This window comes from Pseudomonas tremae (assembly GCF_001401155.1).
GTDB classification, from domain to species: Bacteria; Pseudomonadota; Gammaproteobacteria; order Pseudomonadales; family Pseudomonadaceae; genus Aquipseudomonas; species Aquipseudomonas tremae.
Genome location: NZ_LJRO01000422.1, coordinates 36,876 through 52,335, shown reverse-complemented (window position 1 = coordinate 52,335; position 15,460 = coordinate 36,876). Strand labels below are relative to the sequence as shown.

General features: G+C 58.9%; 13 protein-coding genes and 4 tRNA genes. 2 read left to right on the top strand and 15 right to left on the bottom strand.

Annotation, left to right across the window (positions count from 1 at the left end; genetic code table 11):
* Positions 1–76 precede the first annotated feature (76 nt).
* The 7 genes from dgoD to leuC all read right to left on the bottom strand — a co-directional run bounded on the left by dgoD (position 77) and on the right by leuC (position 7,587).
* Complete coding sequence (dgoD, locus tag ALO43_RS23005) at positions 77–1,225, bottom strand: galactonate dehydratase (protein ID WP_005617237.1); 1,149 nt, start codon at positions 1,223–1,225, stop codon at positions 77–79.
* A 55-nt stretch (positions 1,226–1,280) separates the two neighbouring features.
* Positions 1,281–1,916, bottom strand: coding sequence for a 2-dehydro-3-deoxy-6-phosphogalactonate aldolase (locus ALO43_RS23000; RefSeq protein ID WP_024691006.1), 636 nt, complete (start codon positions 1,914–1,916; stop codon positions 1,281–1,283).
* Between the two features lies 1 nt (position 1,917).
* Positions 1,918–2,922 (bottom strand): 2-dehydro-3-deoxygalactonokinase, encoded by a 1,005-nt coding sequence (locus ALO43_RS22995; protein ID WP_053931300.1) that lies wholly within the window; start codon positions 2,920–2,922, stop codon positions 1,918–1,920.
* A 175-nt stretch (positions 2,923–3,097) separates the two neighbouring features.
* On the bottom strand, positions 3,098–4,210 hold the full coding sequence (gene asd / locus ALO43_RS22990) for an aspartate-semialdehyde dehydrogenase (protein ID WP_005893731.1): 1,113 nt from the start codon (positions 4,208–4,210) through the stop codon (positions 3,098–3,100).
* Between the two features lie 70 nt (positions 4,211–4,280).
* Complete coding sequence (gene leuB, locus ALO43_RS22985) at positions 4,281–5,363, bottom strand: 3-isopropylmalate dehydrogenase (RefSeq protein ID WP_024669562.1); 1,083 nt, start codon at positions 5,361–5,363, stop codon at positions 4,281–4,283.
* A 147-nt stretch (positions 5,364–5,510) separates the two neighbouring features.
* Complete coding sequence (leuD, locus tag ALO43_RS22980; RefSeq protein WP_005893728.1) at positions 5,511–6,152, bottom strand: 3-isopropylmalate dehydratase small subunit; 642 nt, start codon at positions 6,150–6,152, stop codon at positions 5,511–5,513.
* 10 nt (positions 6,153–6,162) lie between these two features.
* On the bottom strand, positions 6,163–7,587 hold the full coding sequence (gene leuC / locus ALO43_RS22975; RefSeq protein WP_005893727.1) for a 3-isopropylmalate dehydratase large subunit: 1,425 nt from the start codon (positions 7,585–7,587) through the stop codon (positions 6,163–6,165).
* A 146-nt stretch (positions 7,588–7,733) separates the two neighbouring features.
* Here leuC and ALO43_RS22970 point away from each other — a divergent pair, with 146 nt between their 5' ends.
* Together ALO43_RS22970 and ALO43_RS22965 are read left to right on the top strand one after the other, a co-directional pair.
* On the top strand, positions 7,734–8,606 hold the full coding sequence (locus ALO43_RS22970; RefSeq protein ID WP_005893725.1) for a LysR family transcriptional regulator: 873 nt from the start codon (positions 7,734–7,736) through the stop codon (positions 8,604–8,606).
* 67 nt (positions 8,607–8,673) lie between these two features.
* Positions 8,674–10,833: a putative bifunctional diguanylate cyclase/phosphodiesterase gene (locus ALO43_RS22965; RefSeq protein ID WP_054998111.1), complete on the top strand. Its 2,160-nt coding sequence runs from the start codon at positions 8,674–8,676 to the stop codon at positions 10,831–10,833.
* Positions 10,834–10,899: 66 nt separating this feature from the next.
* Here the strand turns inward: ALO43_RS22965 and ALO43_RS22960 are convergent, their stop codons facing one another.
* From ALO43_RS22960 to gltX, 8 genes are all read right to left on the bottom strand, one after another.
* Complete coding sequence (locus ALO43_RS22960; RefSeq protein WP_005893722.1) at positions 10,900–11,343, bottom strand: Hsp20 family protein; 444 nt, start codon at positions 11,341–11,343, stop codon at positions 10,900–10,902.
* 100 nt (positions 11,344–11,443) lie between these two features.
* Positions 11,444–12,424, bottom strand: a complete 981-nt coding sequence (locus tag ALO43_RS22955) for a tRNA dihydrouridine synthase (protein ID WP_054998110.1) — start codon at positions 12,422–12,424, stop codon at positions 11,444–11,446.
* Positions 12,425–12,453: 29 nt separating this feature from the next.
* Positions 12,454–12,915, bottom strand: a complete 462-nt coding sequence (locus tag ALO43_RS22950) for an acyl-CoA thioesterase (protein ID WP_005893720.1) — start codon at positions 12,913–12,915, stop codon at positions 12,454–12,456.
* 286 nt (positions 12,916–13,201) lie between these two features.
* Positions 13,202–13,277: transfer RNA gene (locus ALO43_RS22945), tRNA-Glu, on the bottom strand.
* 44 nt (positions 13,278–13,321) lie between these two features.
* A tRNA-Ala gene (locus tag ALO43_RS22940) sits at positions 13,322–13,397 on the bottom strand.
* Positions 13,398–13,449: 52 nt separating this feature from the next.
* Positions 13,450–13,525 (bottom strand) — tRNA-Glu (locus ALO43_RS22935).
* An 89-nt stretch (positions 13,526–13,614) separates the two neighbouring features.
* Positions 13,615–13,690 (bottom strand) — tRNA-Ala (locus tag ALO43_RS22930).
* A gap of 149 nt (positions 13,691–13,839) precedes the next feature.
* Complete coding sequence (gene gltX / locus ALO43_RS22925; RefSeq protein WP_024671147.1) at positions 13,840–15,321, bottom strand: glutamate--tRNA ligase; 1,482 nt, start codon at positions 15,319–15,321, stop codon at positions 13,840–13,842.
* Positions 15,322–15,460 lie beyond the last annotated feature (139 nt).

The following is a 15,460-nucleotide window of genomic DNA, read 5'->3' as shown; positions in this document are numbered from 1 at the left end:
CGGCCTTCGGCCAGAATCAAAAGCCGACTTGTATAAAACGCTGAACGAAGAGCGTGTGCACGATCATGGAGTCGCCCTACCACTCCGCAAAACTGCCATCGGCGTGACGCCAGATCGGGTTGCGCCAGCGGTGGCCGATGGCGGCGCGCTCGATGACGTACTCTTCGTTGATTTCGATGCCAAGGCCCGGACCATTGGGAATCTTGACCATGCCTTTGTCGTAGTCGAAGACTTCCGGATGCTTGACGTAATCCAGCAGATCGTTGCTTTCGTTGTAGTGGATACCCAGACTCTGCTCCTGAATAAAGGCGTTGTAACAAACCGCGTCCAACTGCAGGCAGGCAGCCAGCGCAATCGGCCCCAGCGGGCAATGCAGCGCCAGCGCAACGTCGTAGGCTTCGGCCATGTTGGCGATCTTGCGGGTCTCGGTGATGCCGCCCGCGTGGGACGCATCAGGCTGAATGATGTCAACGTAGCCTTCGCTCAACACGCGCTTGAAGTCCCAGCGCGAGAACAGCCGTTCGCCCAGTGCAATGGGCGTGCTGGTCAGCGGCGCCAGCTCTTTCAGTGCTTCGTAGTTCTCGCTGAGCACTGGCTCTTCGATGAACATCAGCTTGTAGGCATCCAGCTCTTTCATCAGCACCTTGGCCATCGGCTTGTGAACCCTGCCATGGAAATCCACGCCAATGCCCACATTCGGTCCCACCGCGTCACGCACAGCAGCAACGTTGGCCAATGCCAGGTCGACTTTGTCGAAAGTGTCGAGAAACTGCAGCTCTTCGGTGCCATTCATCTTCACGGCGGTAAAACCGCGCTCTACCGCCTCTTTGGCCGCCCGCGCCGTGTCGGCAGGACGATCACCGCCAATCCATGAGTAGACACGTATCTTGTCGCGCACCTGGCCACCAAGCAGGTCGCTGACCGACACTCCCAGCGCCTTGCCCTTGATGTCCCAAAGCGCCTGATCGATACCTGCCAGCGCGCTCATGTGGATTGCGCCGCCACGATAGAAGCCACCGCGGTACAGCACTGTCCAGATGTCCTCAATGTTGCGCGGGTCCTTGCCGATCAGGTAATCGGAAAGCTCTTCCACAGCGGCAGCCACGGTGTGCGCGCGACCTTCGACCACCGGCTCGCCCCAGCCGACGACGCCCTCGTCGGTCTCGACCTTGAGGAAGCACCAGCGCGGCGGAACGATGAATGTGGTGAGTTTGGTGATTTTCATGGATGCGGTTTCTCTTGTTGATTCTCTTATTGGTTTAAAGCAGCCAGAGTGCCGGTCAGTCTGAATGCGCTGCGCTGTGCTGTTTCCAGGCGGCCACATAGGCCTTGGCCCGCTCGGCGACATCAGCAGCACTCATGCCGGGTTTGAACAGCCCGGAACCGAGGCCGAAGCCTTTCACCCCTGCGTCCAGGAACACCTTCATGTTGTCGGGCGAGATACCGCCGACCGGCAGCAAGATCGTGCCCTTCGGCAAGACCGCGAGCCATGCCTTGACCACCGCAGGCGACATCTGCTCTGCAGGAAACAGCTTGAGCACATCCGCGCCTTCCGCCAGCGCAGCAAACGCCTCGGTCGGCGTCGCGACGCCTGGCGACAGAAACAGTCCGGCGGCCTTGGCGGCACGCAATACCCTGGCATCGCTGTGCGGCATGACGATGACCTGCCCGCCAGCATCCTTGACCTGGGTCACTTGCTCGGGGGTCAACACTGTTCCGGCACCGATCAGGCAATCGGCAGGCAGTTGCTGGCGCAGCAAGCGGATACTGTCGAACGGTTGCGGTGAGTTGAGCGGCACTTCGATGACCCGAAACCCGGCCTCGTACAGCACATCGCCCACTGCCGGTGCTTCTTCGGGACGCAGGCCACGCAGAATCGCGACCAGACCGTTTTCCTTCAATGCTTGCTTGAGCATGTCAAACCTCTCGAATGTGTTGGGACGAACGACGCGCGATCAGGCCAGCCTGGACAGCGACTTGCCACAGGCCGCGCTCGGTCGCCTGCTCGGCCAATGTCACCCCTGGGAACCCACAGACGACCAGCCCTCGTGCGTAACGCGCGCACAACAGCTCATTACCAATCAGGATCACTGCGGGCAGGTGTTCATGGTTATGCAGATGCAGCCGGGCAATGGCGCCCAGCTCATGGCCGATCAACAGGCCGGAAAGGTAATCAGGCTGGGCGCTCGCGGGCAATTGCCCGGTCAGTCCGAGCGTTCGGGTACTGAAAATGGTGGACAGCGGCCCGGCAGAGCCCGCATCCGACAGGGCAATCGACAACCCGCGATCAAAGGCCTGCTCATCGAACGCCTCGCCAGGCCGCATGGTGCGGCCCAGAATCGTATGCGCACACAGGGCGGCATAGACCTCGCCGGTCATGAAGGTGTCGAAATGTACGATGCGTCCGCGAACGACCTGCACCCATTTGGAATGGCTGCCCGGTAGCCCGATCAGCAATGGCTGGCCATCAACCTGAGTGTCTAGGCCGGCCAGCACACCCAGCACCTGAGTTTCTTCGCCACGCATGACATTGGGCAGGGTTGCACGCTGCAACACGCCGGGAATGATATGAACGGTAACGCCACTTGCGCTGCGCACGGTATGCAAGGCGGCACTCAGCTCGTTGACGCTGGCAGGCGTTTCCCGATAAGCCGCCTCTCGCCAGCCCTGTGCGCTGCCGACCATTCCGCAGGCGATCACTGGCAACTCGGGCTCGGCATCCAGCCAGTCGCCGCAGGCCTGATCGAACGCCAGATCGAAACCGTTACTGCACAGCTGCCCGGAAATAAGGCGCGGCGTAGTCGGCAACTGCATGATGCCCGCGCTTAGCGCGCGCTGTTCTAGCACCTGGCCGTGCTCGCCAAGTCGATAAGCCCGAAGGGAAGTCGTCCCCCAATCGAGTGCGATCAGTTGCGCCTGCATTGCTTCACCTGTTGTTTTATTGGAGTGAGTGCAGATCGACTATAAACCTGTTGTTACAGTTATCTCAATATGTAAATTTCAATCCCATATATAGGGAAATCATAGAAGTAAAAACTGTCGACCATAAAAAACCCGCTGCCCTTGCAGGCAGCGGGTTTCGTATAAAGCCGCAGTATCAACGCTCCAGCAGGATCCTCAGCATGCGACGCAGCGGTTCGGCCGCGCCCCACAACAGCTGGTCACCTACCGTGAACGCGCCCAAGTATTGCGAGCCCATGTTCAACTTGCGCAGACGGCCTACCGGCACGCTCATGGTACCGGTCACGGCCGTCGGGCTCAGCTCATGCATGCTGGCTTCACGGTTGTTCGGCACCAGCTTCACCCAAGGGTTGTGCTGGCTGATCAGGCCTTCGATATCCGCAATCGGGACATCCTTGTTCAGCTTGATGGTCAGTGCCTGGCTGTGGCAACGCATGGCACCGATGCGCACGCAGATACCATCGACCGGGATCGGACTCTTGAAACGGCCAAGAATCTTGTTGGTCTCGGCCTGGCCTTTCCACTCTTCGCGGCTCTGGCCGTTCGGCAGCGCCTTGTCGATCCACGGGATCAGGCTGCCAGCCAGGGGCACACCGAAGTTCTCGGTCGGGAACGACTCGCTGCGCATGGCTTCTGCCACCTTGCGGTCGATATCCAGAATGGCGCTGGCCGGGTTGGCCAGCTCGTCAGCCACCGAGGCGTGTACCGCGCCCATCTGCCTGATCAGCTCACGCATGTTCTGCGCACCGGCACCGGAAGCCGCCTGATAGGTCATGACGTTCGTCCACTCGACCAGACCGGCATCGAACAGACCGCCCAGGCCCATCAGCATCAGGCTGACCGTGCAGTTACCGCCAATGTAGTTTTTGGTGCCCGCGTCCAGTTGCTGGTCGATGACCTTGCGGTTGACCGGGTCAAGCACGATCACGGCATCATCCTGCATGCGCAGGCTAGAGGCCGCGTCGATCCAGTAGCCCTGCCAGCCTGCTTCGCGCAGCTTGGGGAACACCTCATTGGTGTAGTCGCCGCCCTGACAGGTCAGAACCACGTCGAGGGTTTTCAGCTCATCGATGCTGTAGGCATCTTTCAGCGGCGCAACATCCTTGCCCACCGAAGGCGCCTGGCCACCGACGTTGGAGGTAGTGAAGAACACCGGCTCAATGAGATCGAAGTCCTGCTCTTCCCGCATCCGCTGCATGAGCACGGAACCGACCATGCCACGCCAACCGATCAGACCTACACGTTTCATCGCAACTACACCTTGAATAAAAGTGGGACCGCCGCTCTGCGCGTGAACAGCAGGCGGCGGGCCAGAGAGATTACAGATTCCGCAGCGCGGCGACTACTGCATCGCCCATTTCCTGCGTACCGACTTTGACATGGCCCTCGGACCAGATGTCGCCGGTACGGATACCCTGGTCCAGGACCAAGCTGACGGCTTTTTCGATAGCGTCGGCGGCATCGGTCAGGTTGAAGCTGTAACGCAGCATCATCGACACCGACAAAATGGTCGCCAGCGGGTTGGCGATGCCTTTGCCGGCAATGTCCGGTGCCGAACCGTGGCAAGGCTCATACATGCCCTTGTTGGCGGTATCCAGCGAGGCCGACGGCAGCATGCCGATGGAGCCAGTGAGCATCGACGCCTGATCGGACAGGATGTCGCCAAACAGGTTGTCGGTGACGATCACATCGAACTGCTTGGGTGCTCGTACCAGTTGCATGGCGGCGTTGTCGACGTACATGTGGCTGAGTTCGACTTCCGGGTAGTCCCTGGCGACCTGCTCGACGATTTCACGCCACAACTGGCTGGAGGCCAGCACGTTGGCCTTGTCCACGGAGCAAAGCTTCTTGCCACGCACCATAGCCATGTCGAAACCGACCTTGGCAATGCGGCGGATCTCGCTTTCGCTGTACGGCAGCGTGTCATAAGCCTCACGCTCGCCATTATCCAGCACGCGAGTACCGCGTGGCGCGCCAAAATAGATGCCACCGGTCAGTTCGCGAACGATCAGGATGTCCAGACCAGCAACGATTTCCGGCTTGAGGCTCGACGCGTCGGCCAGTTGCGGATAAAGGATCGCCGGACGCAGGTTGCCGAACAAGCCCAGTTGCGAACGGATTTTCAGCAGACCGCGCTCAGGACGGATGTCGCGTTCGATGGTGTCCCATTTCGGACCGCCGACTGCACCGAGCAGGACGGCATCGGCTGCACGTGCGCGGTCGAGGGTCTCGTCGGCCAGCGGCACGCCATGCTTGTCGATGGCTGCACCGCCGATCACGTCGTGGGTCAATTCAAAGCCCAGTTGGTACTTTTCATTGGCCAGTTCCAGCACCTTGACCGCTTCCGTCATGATTTCCGGACCGATACCATCACCTGGGAGAATCAGAATCTGCTTGCTCATAACATCCTCGATTTTGTACATCGGCGTCGTGAACAACGCCTGTTTATAACGCTCGCAGCGGCGAAAAATTTATCACCTGTCTTAAACACTTTTGCCAGCAAGGCGCAGGGCACCTTGCTGGCAAACAGACAGGTTGCGATAACTGAATCAGTCGCGGAACAGCCACGGCTGGCTGGCGCGGTGCTTGCTCTCGAAACTGGCGATTGCGTCGGCATCCATCAGCGTCAGGCCGATGTCGTCCAGACCATTGAGCAGGCAGTGTTTGCGGAACGCGTCGATTTCAAAGCTCAGGACCTTGCCGTCAGGCCGGGTGACGGTCTGTGCTTGCAGGTCGATGCTCAACTGATAGCCGAGGCTTGCCTCGACCTGCTTGAACAGCTCGTCAACGTCAGCTTCGCTCAGAATGATCGGCAACAGGCCGTTCTTGAAGCTGTTATTGAAGAAGATGTCAGCGTAGCTCGGCGCGATGATTGCGCAAAAACCGTACTCTTCCAGCGCCCACGGTGCGTGCTCGCGGCTGGAGCCACAGCCGAAGTTTTCCCGAGCCAACAGAACGCTGGCCCCCTGATAACGCTCGTGGTTGAGCACGAAATCGTGGTTCAGCGGACGCTTGGAGTTGTCCTGATAAGGCTGTCCCACGTCCAGGTAACGCCATTCATCGAACAGGTTCGGACCAAAGCCCGTGCGCTTGATCGACTTGAGAAACTGCTTGGGGATGATCTGGTCAGTGTCGACGTTGGCTCGGTCCAGAGGAGCGACCAGGCCACTGTGCTGGGTAAAGGCTTTCATGCTGGATTCCTCAAAGCTGGATCAAGTCGCGGACATCGATGAAACGGCCATTGACCGCCGCCGCAGCAGCCATCGCCGGGCTTACCAGATGCGTGCGACCGCCAGCGCCCTGACGGCCTTCAAAGTTGCGGTTGGAGGTGGACGCGCAGTGCTCACCGGAACCCAGACGGTCCGGGTTCATCGCCAGGCACATCGAGCAGCCCGGCTCGCGCCATTCAAAGCCAGCTTCGATGAAGACTTTGTCCAGCCCTTCCTTCTCGGCCTGCTCCTTGATCAAACCGGAACCGGGCACCACGATGGCCTGCTTGATGGTCGCGGCCACCTTGCGCCCTTTGGCGACATCGGCAGCGGCACGCAGGTCTTCGATCCGCGAGTTGGTGCAGGAGCCGATGAACACGCGATCCAGCTGGATATCGGTGATCGGCTGATTGGCTTTCAGGCCCATATATTTGAGGGCGCGCTCAATGGAGCCACGCTTGACCAGGTCCGGCTCCTGCGCAGGGTCCGGCACGTTCTGATCGACCGCCAGCACCATTTCCGGCGAAGTACCCCAGCTGACCTGCGGTTTGATCTGCGCAGCATCAAGCTTGACCACGGTATCGAACACGGCGTCCGGATCGGACACCAGGTCTTTCCAGGCCTCGACGGCGAGGTCCCATTCAGCGCCCTTCGGCGCAAACGGACGGCCTTTGACGTACTCGACGGTTTTCTCGTCGGTAGCCACCATGCCGACCCGGGCACCTGCTTCGATGGACATGTTGCAGATGGTCATGCGACCTTCGATCGACAGGTCGCGAATCGCGCTGCCGGCGAACTCGATGGCATAACCGTTACCGCCGGCGGTGCCGATCTTGCCGATCACGGCCAGCACAATGTCTTTTGCAGTCACGCCGAACGGCAGTTGCCCTTCGACCGAGACCAGCATGTTCTTCATTTTCTTGGCCACCAGACACTGGGTGGCGAGCACATGCTCGACCTCCGAAGTACCGATACCGTGCGCCAGTGCGCCAAACGCGCCGTGGGTCGAGGTGTGCGAGTCGCCGCAGACCACGCTCATGCCTGGCAGGGTTGCGCCCTGCTCCGGGCAGATGACGTGAACAATGCCCTGGCGCGGGTCGTTCATCTTGAATTCGATGATGCCGTACTCGTCGCAGTTGTCGTCGAGGGTCTGCACCTGCAGACGCGACACCTGATCTTCAATGGCATTGATGCCACCCTTGCGTTCTGCGGTGGTCGGAACGTTGTGGTCAGGCGTGGCGATGATCGAGTCGATCCGCCATGGCTTGCGCTTCGCCAGCCGCAGGCCTTCGAACGCTTGCGGCGAGGTCACTTCGTGGATGATATGCCGGTCAATGTAGATCAGCGCCGAACCGTCGTCGCGCTGTTTGACCAAATGCGAATCCCAGAGCTTGTCGTAGAGCGTTTTCCCGGCCATCGGACGTACTTCCTCATCAGCTTCTTTATATGCCTTGGGCAATCGTGATGATGACCCTTTCGGCTTGTGTGTTCATCGTATGGAATATGCTTAAATAACTCAAATTCATAATTTTCATGCTTTGGATAACCAAATGGAATCCGACTATGGACCTCGCCAACCTCAATGCCTTTATCGCTATCGCCGAGACCGGAAGCTTCTCCGGCGCCGGTGAGCGGCTGCACATCACCCAACCTGCGATCAGCAAGCGCATTGCCGGCCTGGAACAGCAGCTCAATGTCCGTTTGTTCGACCGCCTGGGTCGCGAAGTCAGCCTTACCGAAGCAGGCCGCGCCTTGTTGCCCCGCGCCTATCAGATTCTCAACGTGCTGGATGACACCCGACGCGCGCTGACCAACCTGACCGGCGAAGTTACCGGCCGCCTGACCTTGGCGACCAGCCACCATATCGGCCTGCATCGCTTGCCCCCCGTGCTGCGGGCCTTCACTCGCGCCTACCCGAAGGTTGCGCTGGACATCCAGTTTCTCGATTCGGAAGTGGCATACGAAGAGATTCTGCATGGCCGCGCAGAGCTTGCAGTCATCACCCTGGCGCCCGAACCGCATACCTTGATCCGCGCAATGCCCGTCTGGGACGACCCACTGGACTTCGTTGCAGCCCCTGAACACCCGCTGGCCAACGGCGGGCCGATGAAACTTGAAGACATAGTGCGTTACCCGGCAGTGTTTCCGGGCAGCAACACCTTCACCCATCACATCGTCAGCAAGCTGTGCGAGGCTCAGGGCCTCAAGCCCAACATTGCAATGAGCACCAATTATATGGAGACCATCAAGATGATGGTTTCCATCGGCCTGGCCTGGAGCGTTCTGCCGCGCACCATGCTCGATGAGCAAGTAGCGCGTATTCCATTGCCCGGCGTGCAACTCAATCGCCAGCTAGGCTACATCCTGCACACTGAACGAACGCTTTCAAATGCAGCAAGAGCATTCATGAAATTGCTTGACGCGCAGACACAGTAAATAAGCCCCGCTGCAGAACGCGGACCGCTCGCTCTAACGGTTTTATCAATCAAAGGCCAGTGATCCCATGCCCAACCCGCCACACACTGCTTCATCGCCAGGCAAGCCATCGCACGATGATGCGCTGCGCCTGCTGAAAGAGACCGGTGACCGCCTGCAACTGGCACTGGATCTCGCGCAGATGGGCACATGGGATCTGGACGTCGTCAGCAACAGAATGCAAGCCTCGACGCAAACGGCATACCTGCATGGCATGGGCGCACAGCCATTCGACGATGATGCCGAACGTTTCTTCAGCAGGCTGCCCACCGAAGAGCGCCGCCGAATATGCGATGCTTACCAGGCGGCCGTCGACAATCACGATGACTACCTGCAGATCATCTACCGCTTCCAACTCATAGACGGCTCATCGCGCCTGCTCGAAAGTCGTGCCCGGCTATACCGGGACGCTCAGGGTCAACTGTCGAGACTGGCCGGCACGCTGATGGACATCACCCAGAAACGAGCCCAGGCAGCCCTTGAGGCCAGTGAAGAGAAGTTCGCCAAGGCGTTCCACTCAAGCCCGGACTCGATCACCATCACCGAAATCGACTCGGGACGCTACGTGGAAGTCAACGACGGCTTCTGCCGGCTCGCCGGCTTCAGCGCTCAGGAAGTGGTCGGCCGCACGGCGCATGAAATCGGTATCTGGACCGACACGTTGCAGCGCGAGTACATGATCGACGAGCTGCGCCTGAAAGGCCGTGTGCATCACCGGGAAATGAACGGTCGCGACAAAAATGGCGACCCGCTGGTGCTGGATATCTCGGTGGACTTCATCACCCTGAACGAAACCGCCTGCCTGCTCATGAACGCGCGCGACATTGGTCAGTTGAAAAACGCCCAGGCGCAGATACACCACCTGGCGTATCACGACCCGCTGACCGGGCTGCCGAACAGAGCGTTGCTGATGGACCGGCTCGGTCAGCAGTTGTCACTGCTCAAGCACCAGAACCTGCGCGGCGCCCTGCTGTTTCTGGACCTGGACTATTTCAAACACATCAATGATTCGCTCGGCCATCCGGTGGGTGACAGCGTGCTTAATGTGGTCGCCGCGCGACTGGAAGCCAGCGTGCGCCAGGAAGACACCGTGGCCCGTCTGGGCGGTGACGAATTTGTGGTGCTGATCTGCGGGCTGGACGGCTCTCTGGATGAAGTCACTCGCAAGGTGCGGGTCCTGTCCGACAACCTGCGCGTGCTGCTGGCCGAACCGATGTTCCTCGATGGACATCGCCTGCAGGTGACACCGAGCATCGGTATAGTGCTGATTCCCGATGACGGCCTGACCCCGGCCGATGTGCTCAAGCGTGCCGATATCGCCCTGTATCGCGCCAAGGATGCCGGACGCAATACGTCACAGTTCTTCCACGTGTCAATGCAGCAGGCGGTCAGCAAGCGCTTGCAGCTCGAAAACGATTTGCGCATGGCACTGACCCGTAATGAATTCCATCTGCATTTTCAGGCTCAGGTCGATTGCCGAGACAACCAGATAACGGGGGCAGAAGCGCTGCTGCGCTGGCAGCACCCGGAGTATGGCCTGCTGCCTCCCGACCAGTTTGTCCAGATACTGGAAGAGAGCGGCATGATTCTGGAGGTTGGTAGCAGGATTCTTGACGATGCCTGTAAAATCGGCGGCCTGCTGTTGAGCCAGGGGCTGGTTGCGAAAGACCGCTTTCTGATGGGGGTCAATATCAGTCCTCGCCAGTTTCGTCAGAACGACTTCGTCGAGCGAGTAGAACACAGCCTGAAACAACATCAGTTGCCTGCCTCCATGCTCAAACTGGAAATAACCGAAGGCATCGTCATCCAGAATCTGGACGACACGATCCTCAAGATGCGCAGCCTGAAAAGCCTGGGCGTGAGCTTCGCCATGGATGATTTCGGTACCGGCTACTCGTCGCTCACCTACCTCAAACGGTTGCCGGTGGATACGCTGAAGATCGATCAGTCATTTGTTCAGGACGCCGCCAATGACCCTAATGATGCGGAAATCATTCGGGCCATCGTGGCAATGGCTCAGAGCCTCAAGCTGAATGTCATTGCCGAAGGCGTAGAAACTCCGGAGCAGCTGGCGTTTCTCGAAAAAGTAGGTTGTTACAACTATCAGGGGTATCTGTTCAGCGAGCCGCTGCCCGGTCCTGAGTTCGAATCGCTGCTGCAACTAAAACGGCCTGCACATCATCCTTGAAACAAACAAAGGCGCCCGAAGGCGCCTTTGCTGTTACGTGCCGCTGACTCAACGTCACCTGACGGATCAGTTTTCCAGCGCTTTCTGGCTGTTGAGCGGAATACGCTTTGGTTTTGCTTCTTCCGGCACGTTCCGCACCAGGTCAATATTCAGCAGGCCGTGAGACAGATCGGCCCCTTTGACTTCGATATTGTCAGCCAGCCTGAACGACAGCTTGAATTCACGCCGGGCAATACCCTGATGCAGATAAGTAACGTTCTCGGCTTCTTGCTCACGCTTGCTGCCGATCACGGTCAGCACACCTTTCTCAACCTGCAACTCGAGATCCTGCTCTTGCATGCCTGCTGCAGCAATCACGATTCGGTAATGGTCATCGGTGTGCCGCTCCACATTGTAGGGAGGGTAGCCGCTGGTTGTCTCATTTCGTGCCGCCGACTCGAAGAGGTCGTTGAAGCGGTCGAATCCCACTGAATTGCGAAACAGTGGAGCCAGAGAAAATGCAGTAGCCATAACAATTCTCCTGTTTATCAGCGAGTGGTTTACGCGACCCGTTTTCGGCATCGCTTGATCACCAAAGTAGGGACAGCCATTCGCTTTTCAAGAGGCTTTTTCAGGCTTTTATCGACCGTTCGTCGGGTTGGATTTCGGATGAGCAACCGAGCAACACGCTGATCCGCGCGCAGTCGGTTTCGCGACGAAGCAAATCGAACATCAGAGTGGCTTGCGGGTAGCTCTTGGTCAGCAGCACCAGCCATTGCTTCAGGCGGCCCGGCGCCTGAATGAGCGTCATCTTGACCAGGCAGTCCTGCCAGAAGGTACGCAGCATAGGCTGCAACTCCTCCCAGGTCATCGGCACAACCTCTTCGCCCTTCTGAGCCGCAGCAATCTGCCGGGCAAGGTCAGGGCGCGCCACCAGACCGCGACCAATCATGATGTCCCGCGCGCCGCAGATCTCACGGCAGCGAAGCCAGTCATCAACGGTCCAGATCTCGCCATTGGCGACTACCGGGATCTTGACCACTTCCTGAATGCGCGCAATCCACTCCCAGTGCGCCGGCGGCTTGTAGCCATCGACCTTGGTACGTGCATGAACGACGATCTGCTCTGCCCCGCCGTCGGCCAACGCCCGGGCGCAATCCAGCGCGCCATCAGTGTTTTCGTAGCCCAGGCGCATCTTGGCAGTCACGGGGATGTGTCGGGGCAACGCACGGCGCACCTGATTGACGATGGAGTGCAGCAGTTCCGGCTCCTTGAGCAGAATGGCACCGCCACGGGAGCGGTTGACGGTCTTGGCCGGGCAACCGAAGTTCAGGTCCAGTACCGGTGCACCCAGCTCGCAGGCGAACGCAGCATTCTCGGCCAGACACCCCGGATCGGAGCCCAACAGCTGGAGCCGTAAAGGCGTGCCTGCGTCAGTTTTGGCGCCCTTGTGAAACTCCGAAGCGTACTTGTAGAAGTAGTGCGCCGGCATCAAACGCTCGGACACCCGGATGAATTCAGTCACGCACCAGTCGATGCCACCCACTTTCGTCAGGGCATCGCGCAGGATGTCGTCGACCAACCCCTCCATGGGCGCCAGAGCAATTTGCATGGATCACACTCGAAAAAAAGTCCGGCAGTTTACTGCCCGGCGTGCGGATTGGAAATGTCGCTGTCGAGAATCGCCGAGCCGTAGCCTTCGATAAACTCTACCGGCATGCGTTTGGGCCTTCCGCTCGATAGCTCGATGCACACGAAAGTGGTTTGCGCGCGCAATAATGTCAGGTTGTCGGCAGGCCGCTTGAGCTGAAAGCAGCGGGTCATTTTCAGGCGGCGGTCCCAGTCAGTGATCCAGGTCGCCAGTTGCAGTTCGTCGTTCTCGTAGGCACTTGCAAGGTAGTCGATCTCGTGCCTGACCACTGCCATGGCCCGGTCCAGACGCCGATACTCGGTCAGGTCCAGGCCCAGAAACTGCGAATGCCGCCAGGCGCAGCGTTCAAGCCAGGAAACGTATACCGCGTTATTGGCATGCCCCAGCCCGTCTATTTCTTCGGCGCCGACGTTAAGGTCAATGACGAAAGGCGTTGCCCGATCCCAGACCATGCGTGCTCCTGCTTGAGTGAATGCGATTAGCGGGAGTGTAGCGGGTCATGGCTCTGGTTCCCACGTGCAGGTACGAGATGTGCGCTCACAGACTGAAGAAGACGCGGAACATCCTGAACGGCATACCGACGCAGAGCGTCGGCACGATAGTCGGGATTTCGACACTATGCTCAACAAGATTGGTGTATGACGGAGCAAAACCGGAAAGAAGGATTTTCAAACCCTGGAAAAACAAAAGGGCCATTCAATAATCGAATGACCCTTGGTCCCGCATAGCGGGAAATCGTGGCGTCCCCTAGGGGACTCGAACCCCTGTTACCGCCGTGAAAGGGCGGTGTCCTAGGCCACTAGACGAAGGGGACGCAAACCTTCAGTCAGGATCACCGATTGGTGAACCCTGGCAAATTGGTGGAGCTTAGCGGGATCGAACCGCTGACCTCCTGCATGCCATGCAGGCGCTCTCCCAGCTGAGCTAAAGCCCCAGATTTTTCGCCTCTCGGCGGAGATCAGCCTTACAGCATCACTCGGTAAAACTGGCGTCCCCTAGGGGACTCGAACCCCTGTTACCGCCGTGAAAGGGCGGTGTCCTAGGCCACTAGACGAAGGGGACAAAACCTTCTTCTGCAGATAACCGGTCGCTGGATCCGGCTGCCTTGCATCATCCCAGAACAGTGTAGCGAAGTTCTGAAACGCTAAATTTGGTGGAGCTTAGCGGGATCGAACCGCTGACCTCCTGCATGCCATGCAGGCGCTCTCCCAGCTGAGCTAAAGCCCCACATAAGTGGACGGGGCGCATATTAAGCGTGAGTGGCAGAGCTGTCAAATTTATTTTTTACAATTTCCAAACTTTTTTGTCGGTAATACAACCACTTACCATTCGCCCCCCCGCAAAACCGGGAGGTAACTGGCAGCGCAGGCATTACCTCATGCGATGGCGCCAAGGAGCTTTTCCCATTCCTTGTTTTCTTTCTTCGACACGCCGCCCAGCAAATCCAGTGCCTGACGCAAGCGGAAGCGAGTCAGGTCCGGCCCGAGGATTTCCATCGCATCGGTCACCGAGACCGAATTGGCCTGACCGGTGATCGCTGCAAACATCAGTGGCATGGCATCACGCAGCTTGAGCTGCAGATGCTCGACGACGGCCTGTATGCAACCCATGATCCGCTCCTTCTCCCACTGACGCAGCGATTCCAGCTTCCAGAGGATCAACTGCATCACCTGGCGCACCTGTTCCGGCGACAGCTTCTTGTGCTCGAACAGTTTGGCATCCGGCGTGACGCCACCCGCGAAGAAAAAGCCTGCCAGCGGCGCGACCTGGCTAAAGGTCTCCACCCTGCCCTGCACGTGCGGCGCGATCTTCATCATGTAATCGGGGTTCAGCGCCCATGTCTGCAGACGCGAAGCAAACTCCTCGACCGGCAGTTCACGCAACCACTGGCCGTTGAGCCAGGACAGCTTCTCGATATCGAAGATCGGCCCGCCCAGCGAGACACGCGACAGGTCGAAGTTGTCGACCATTTCCTGCAGCGAGAACTTCTCGCGCTCGTCCGGCATCGACCAGCCCATACGGCCCAGGTAGTTGAGCATCGCCTCGGGCATGAAGCCCATGCGCTCGTAGAAAGTCACCGAAGTCGGGTTCTTGCGCTTGGACAGCTTGCTCTTGTCGGGGTTACGCAGCAGCGGCATGTAGCACAACTGTGGCTTGTCCCAGCCGAAATACTCGTAGAGCAGGATCAGTTTCGGCGCCGATGGCAGCCATTCTTCGCCACGCAGTACGTGAGTGATGCCCATCAGGTGGTCATCGACAACGTTGGCGAGAAAATAGGTCGGCAGACCGTCAGTCTTCATCAGGACCTGCATGTCCATGCGGTCCCAAGGGATTTCAACTTCACCACGCAGCATGTCGGGCACCACGCAGACGCCTTCGGTCGGCACTTTCATGCGGATCACATGCGGCTCGCCGGCGTCCAGACGACGCTGGACTTCCTCCTTGGAAAGCAGCAAGGCACGACCGTCGTAACGCGGGGTTTCACCCCTGGCCTGCTGCTCGGCGCGCATCTCGTCGAGCTCTTCGGCGGTGCAGAAGCACGGAAAGGCATGGCCCAGTTCGACCAGTTGCTGCGCATACTTCTTGTAGATCTCGCCTCGCTCGCTTTGGCGGTAAGGGCCGTGCGGGCCGCCGACGTCCGGGCCTTCGCTCCAGTCGATGCCCAGCCAGCGCAGAGCGTCGAAAATCTGCTGTTCGGACTCGCGGGTCGAGCGCAACTGATCGGTGTCTTCAATGCGCAGAATGAACTCGCCACCGTGCTGTTTGGCAAAGCAGTAGTTGAACAACGCGATATAGGCCGTGCCGACGTGAGGGTCGCCCGTGGGCGATGGCGCGATGCGGGTACGAACGGTGGTCATGGAAAATCCCGAAATAGGTCAATCAAGCGCGGAATGTTAACAGGCCGGGGGTATAAGGCTCCAGCGTGGGTGATGTGATCAGTTCCGTACAACACATCTCAGGATGCCCATTGAACGTCTTCGTGGACAAGTCCACTCC

What these genes read in the sequence shown, in the direction of transcription:
- ALO43_RS23000 (WP_024691006.1), bottom strand. Translation starts at nt 1,916, where the DNA reads ATGCTCAAGCAAGCATTGAAGGAAAACGGTCTGGTCGCGATTCTGCGT.
- leuD (WP_005893728.1), bottom strand. Translation starts at nt 6,152, where the DNA reads ATGAAAGCCTTTACCCAGCACAGTGGCCTGGTCGCTCCTCTGGACCGA.
- ALO43_RS22995 (WP_053931300.1), bottom strand. Translation starts at nt 2,922, where the DNA reads ATGCAGGCGCAACTGATCGCACTCGATTGGGGGACGACTTCCCTTCGG.
- gltX (WP_024671147.1), bottom strand. Translation starts at nt 15,321, where the DNA reads ATGACCACCGTTCGTACCCGCATCGCGCCATCGCCCACGGGCGACCCT.
- ALO43_RS22950 (WP_005893720.1), bottom strand. Translation starts at nt 12,915, where the DNA reads ATGGTCTGGGATCGGGCAACGCCTTTCGTCATTGACCTTAACGTCGGC.
- ALO43_RS22955 (WP_054998110.1), bottom strand. Translation starts at nt 12,424, where the DNA reads ATGCAAATTGCTCTGGCGCCCATGGAGGGGTTGGTCGACGACATCCTG.
- ALO43_RS22960 (WP_005893722.1), bottom strand. Translation starts at nt 11,343, where the DNA reads ATGGCTACTGCATTTTCTCTGGCTCCACTGTTTCGCAATTCAGTGGGA.
- ALO43_RS22965 (WP_054998111.1), top strand. Translation starts at nt 8,674, where the DNA reads ATGCCCAACCCGCCACACACTGCTTCATCGCCAGGCAAGCCATCGCAC.
- asd (WP_005893731.1), bottom strand. Translation starts at nt 4,210, where the DNA reads ATGAAACGTGTAGGTCTGATCGGTTGGCGTGGCATGGTCGGTTCCGTG.
- dgoD (WP_005617237.1), bottom strand. Translation starts at nt 1,225, where the DNA reads ATGAAAATCACCAAACTCACCACATTCATCGTTCCGCCGCGCTGGTGC.
- ALO43_RS22970 (WP_005893725.1), top strand. Translation starts at nt 7,734, where the DNA reads ATGGACCTCGCCAACCTCAATGCCTTTATCGCTATCGCCGAGACCGGA.
- leuC (WP_005893727.1), bottom strand. Translation starts at nt 7,587, where the DNA reads ATGGCCGGGAAAACGCTCTACGACAAGCTCTGGGATTCGCATTTGGTC.
- leuB (WP_024669562.1), bottom strand. Translation starts at nt 5,363, where the DNA reads ATGAGCAAGCAGATTCTGATTCTCCCAGGTGATGGTATCGGTCCGGAA.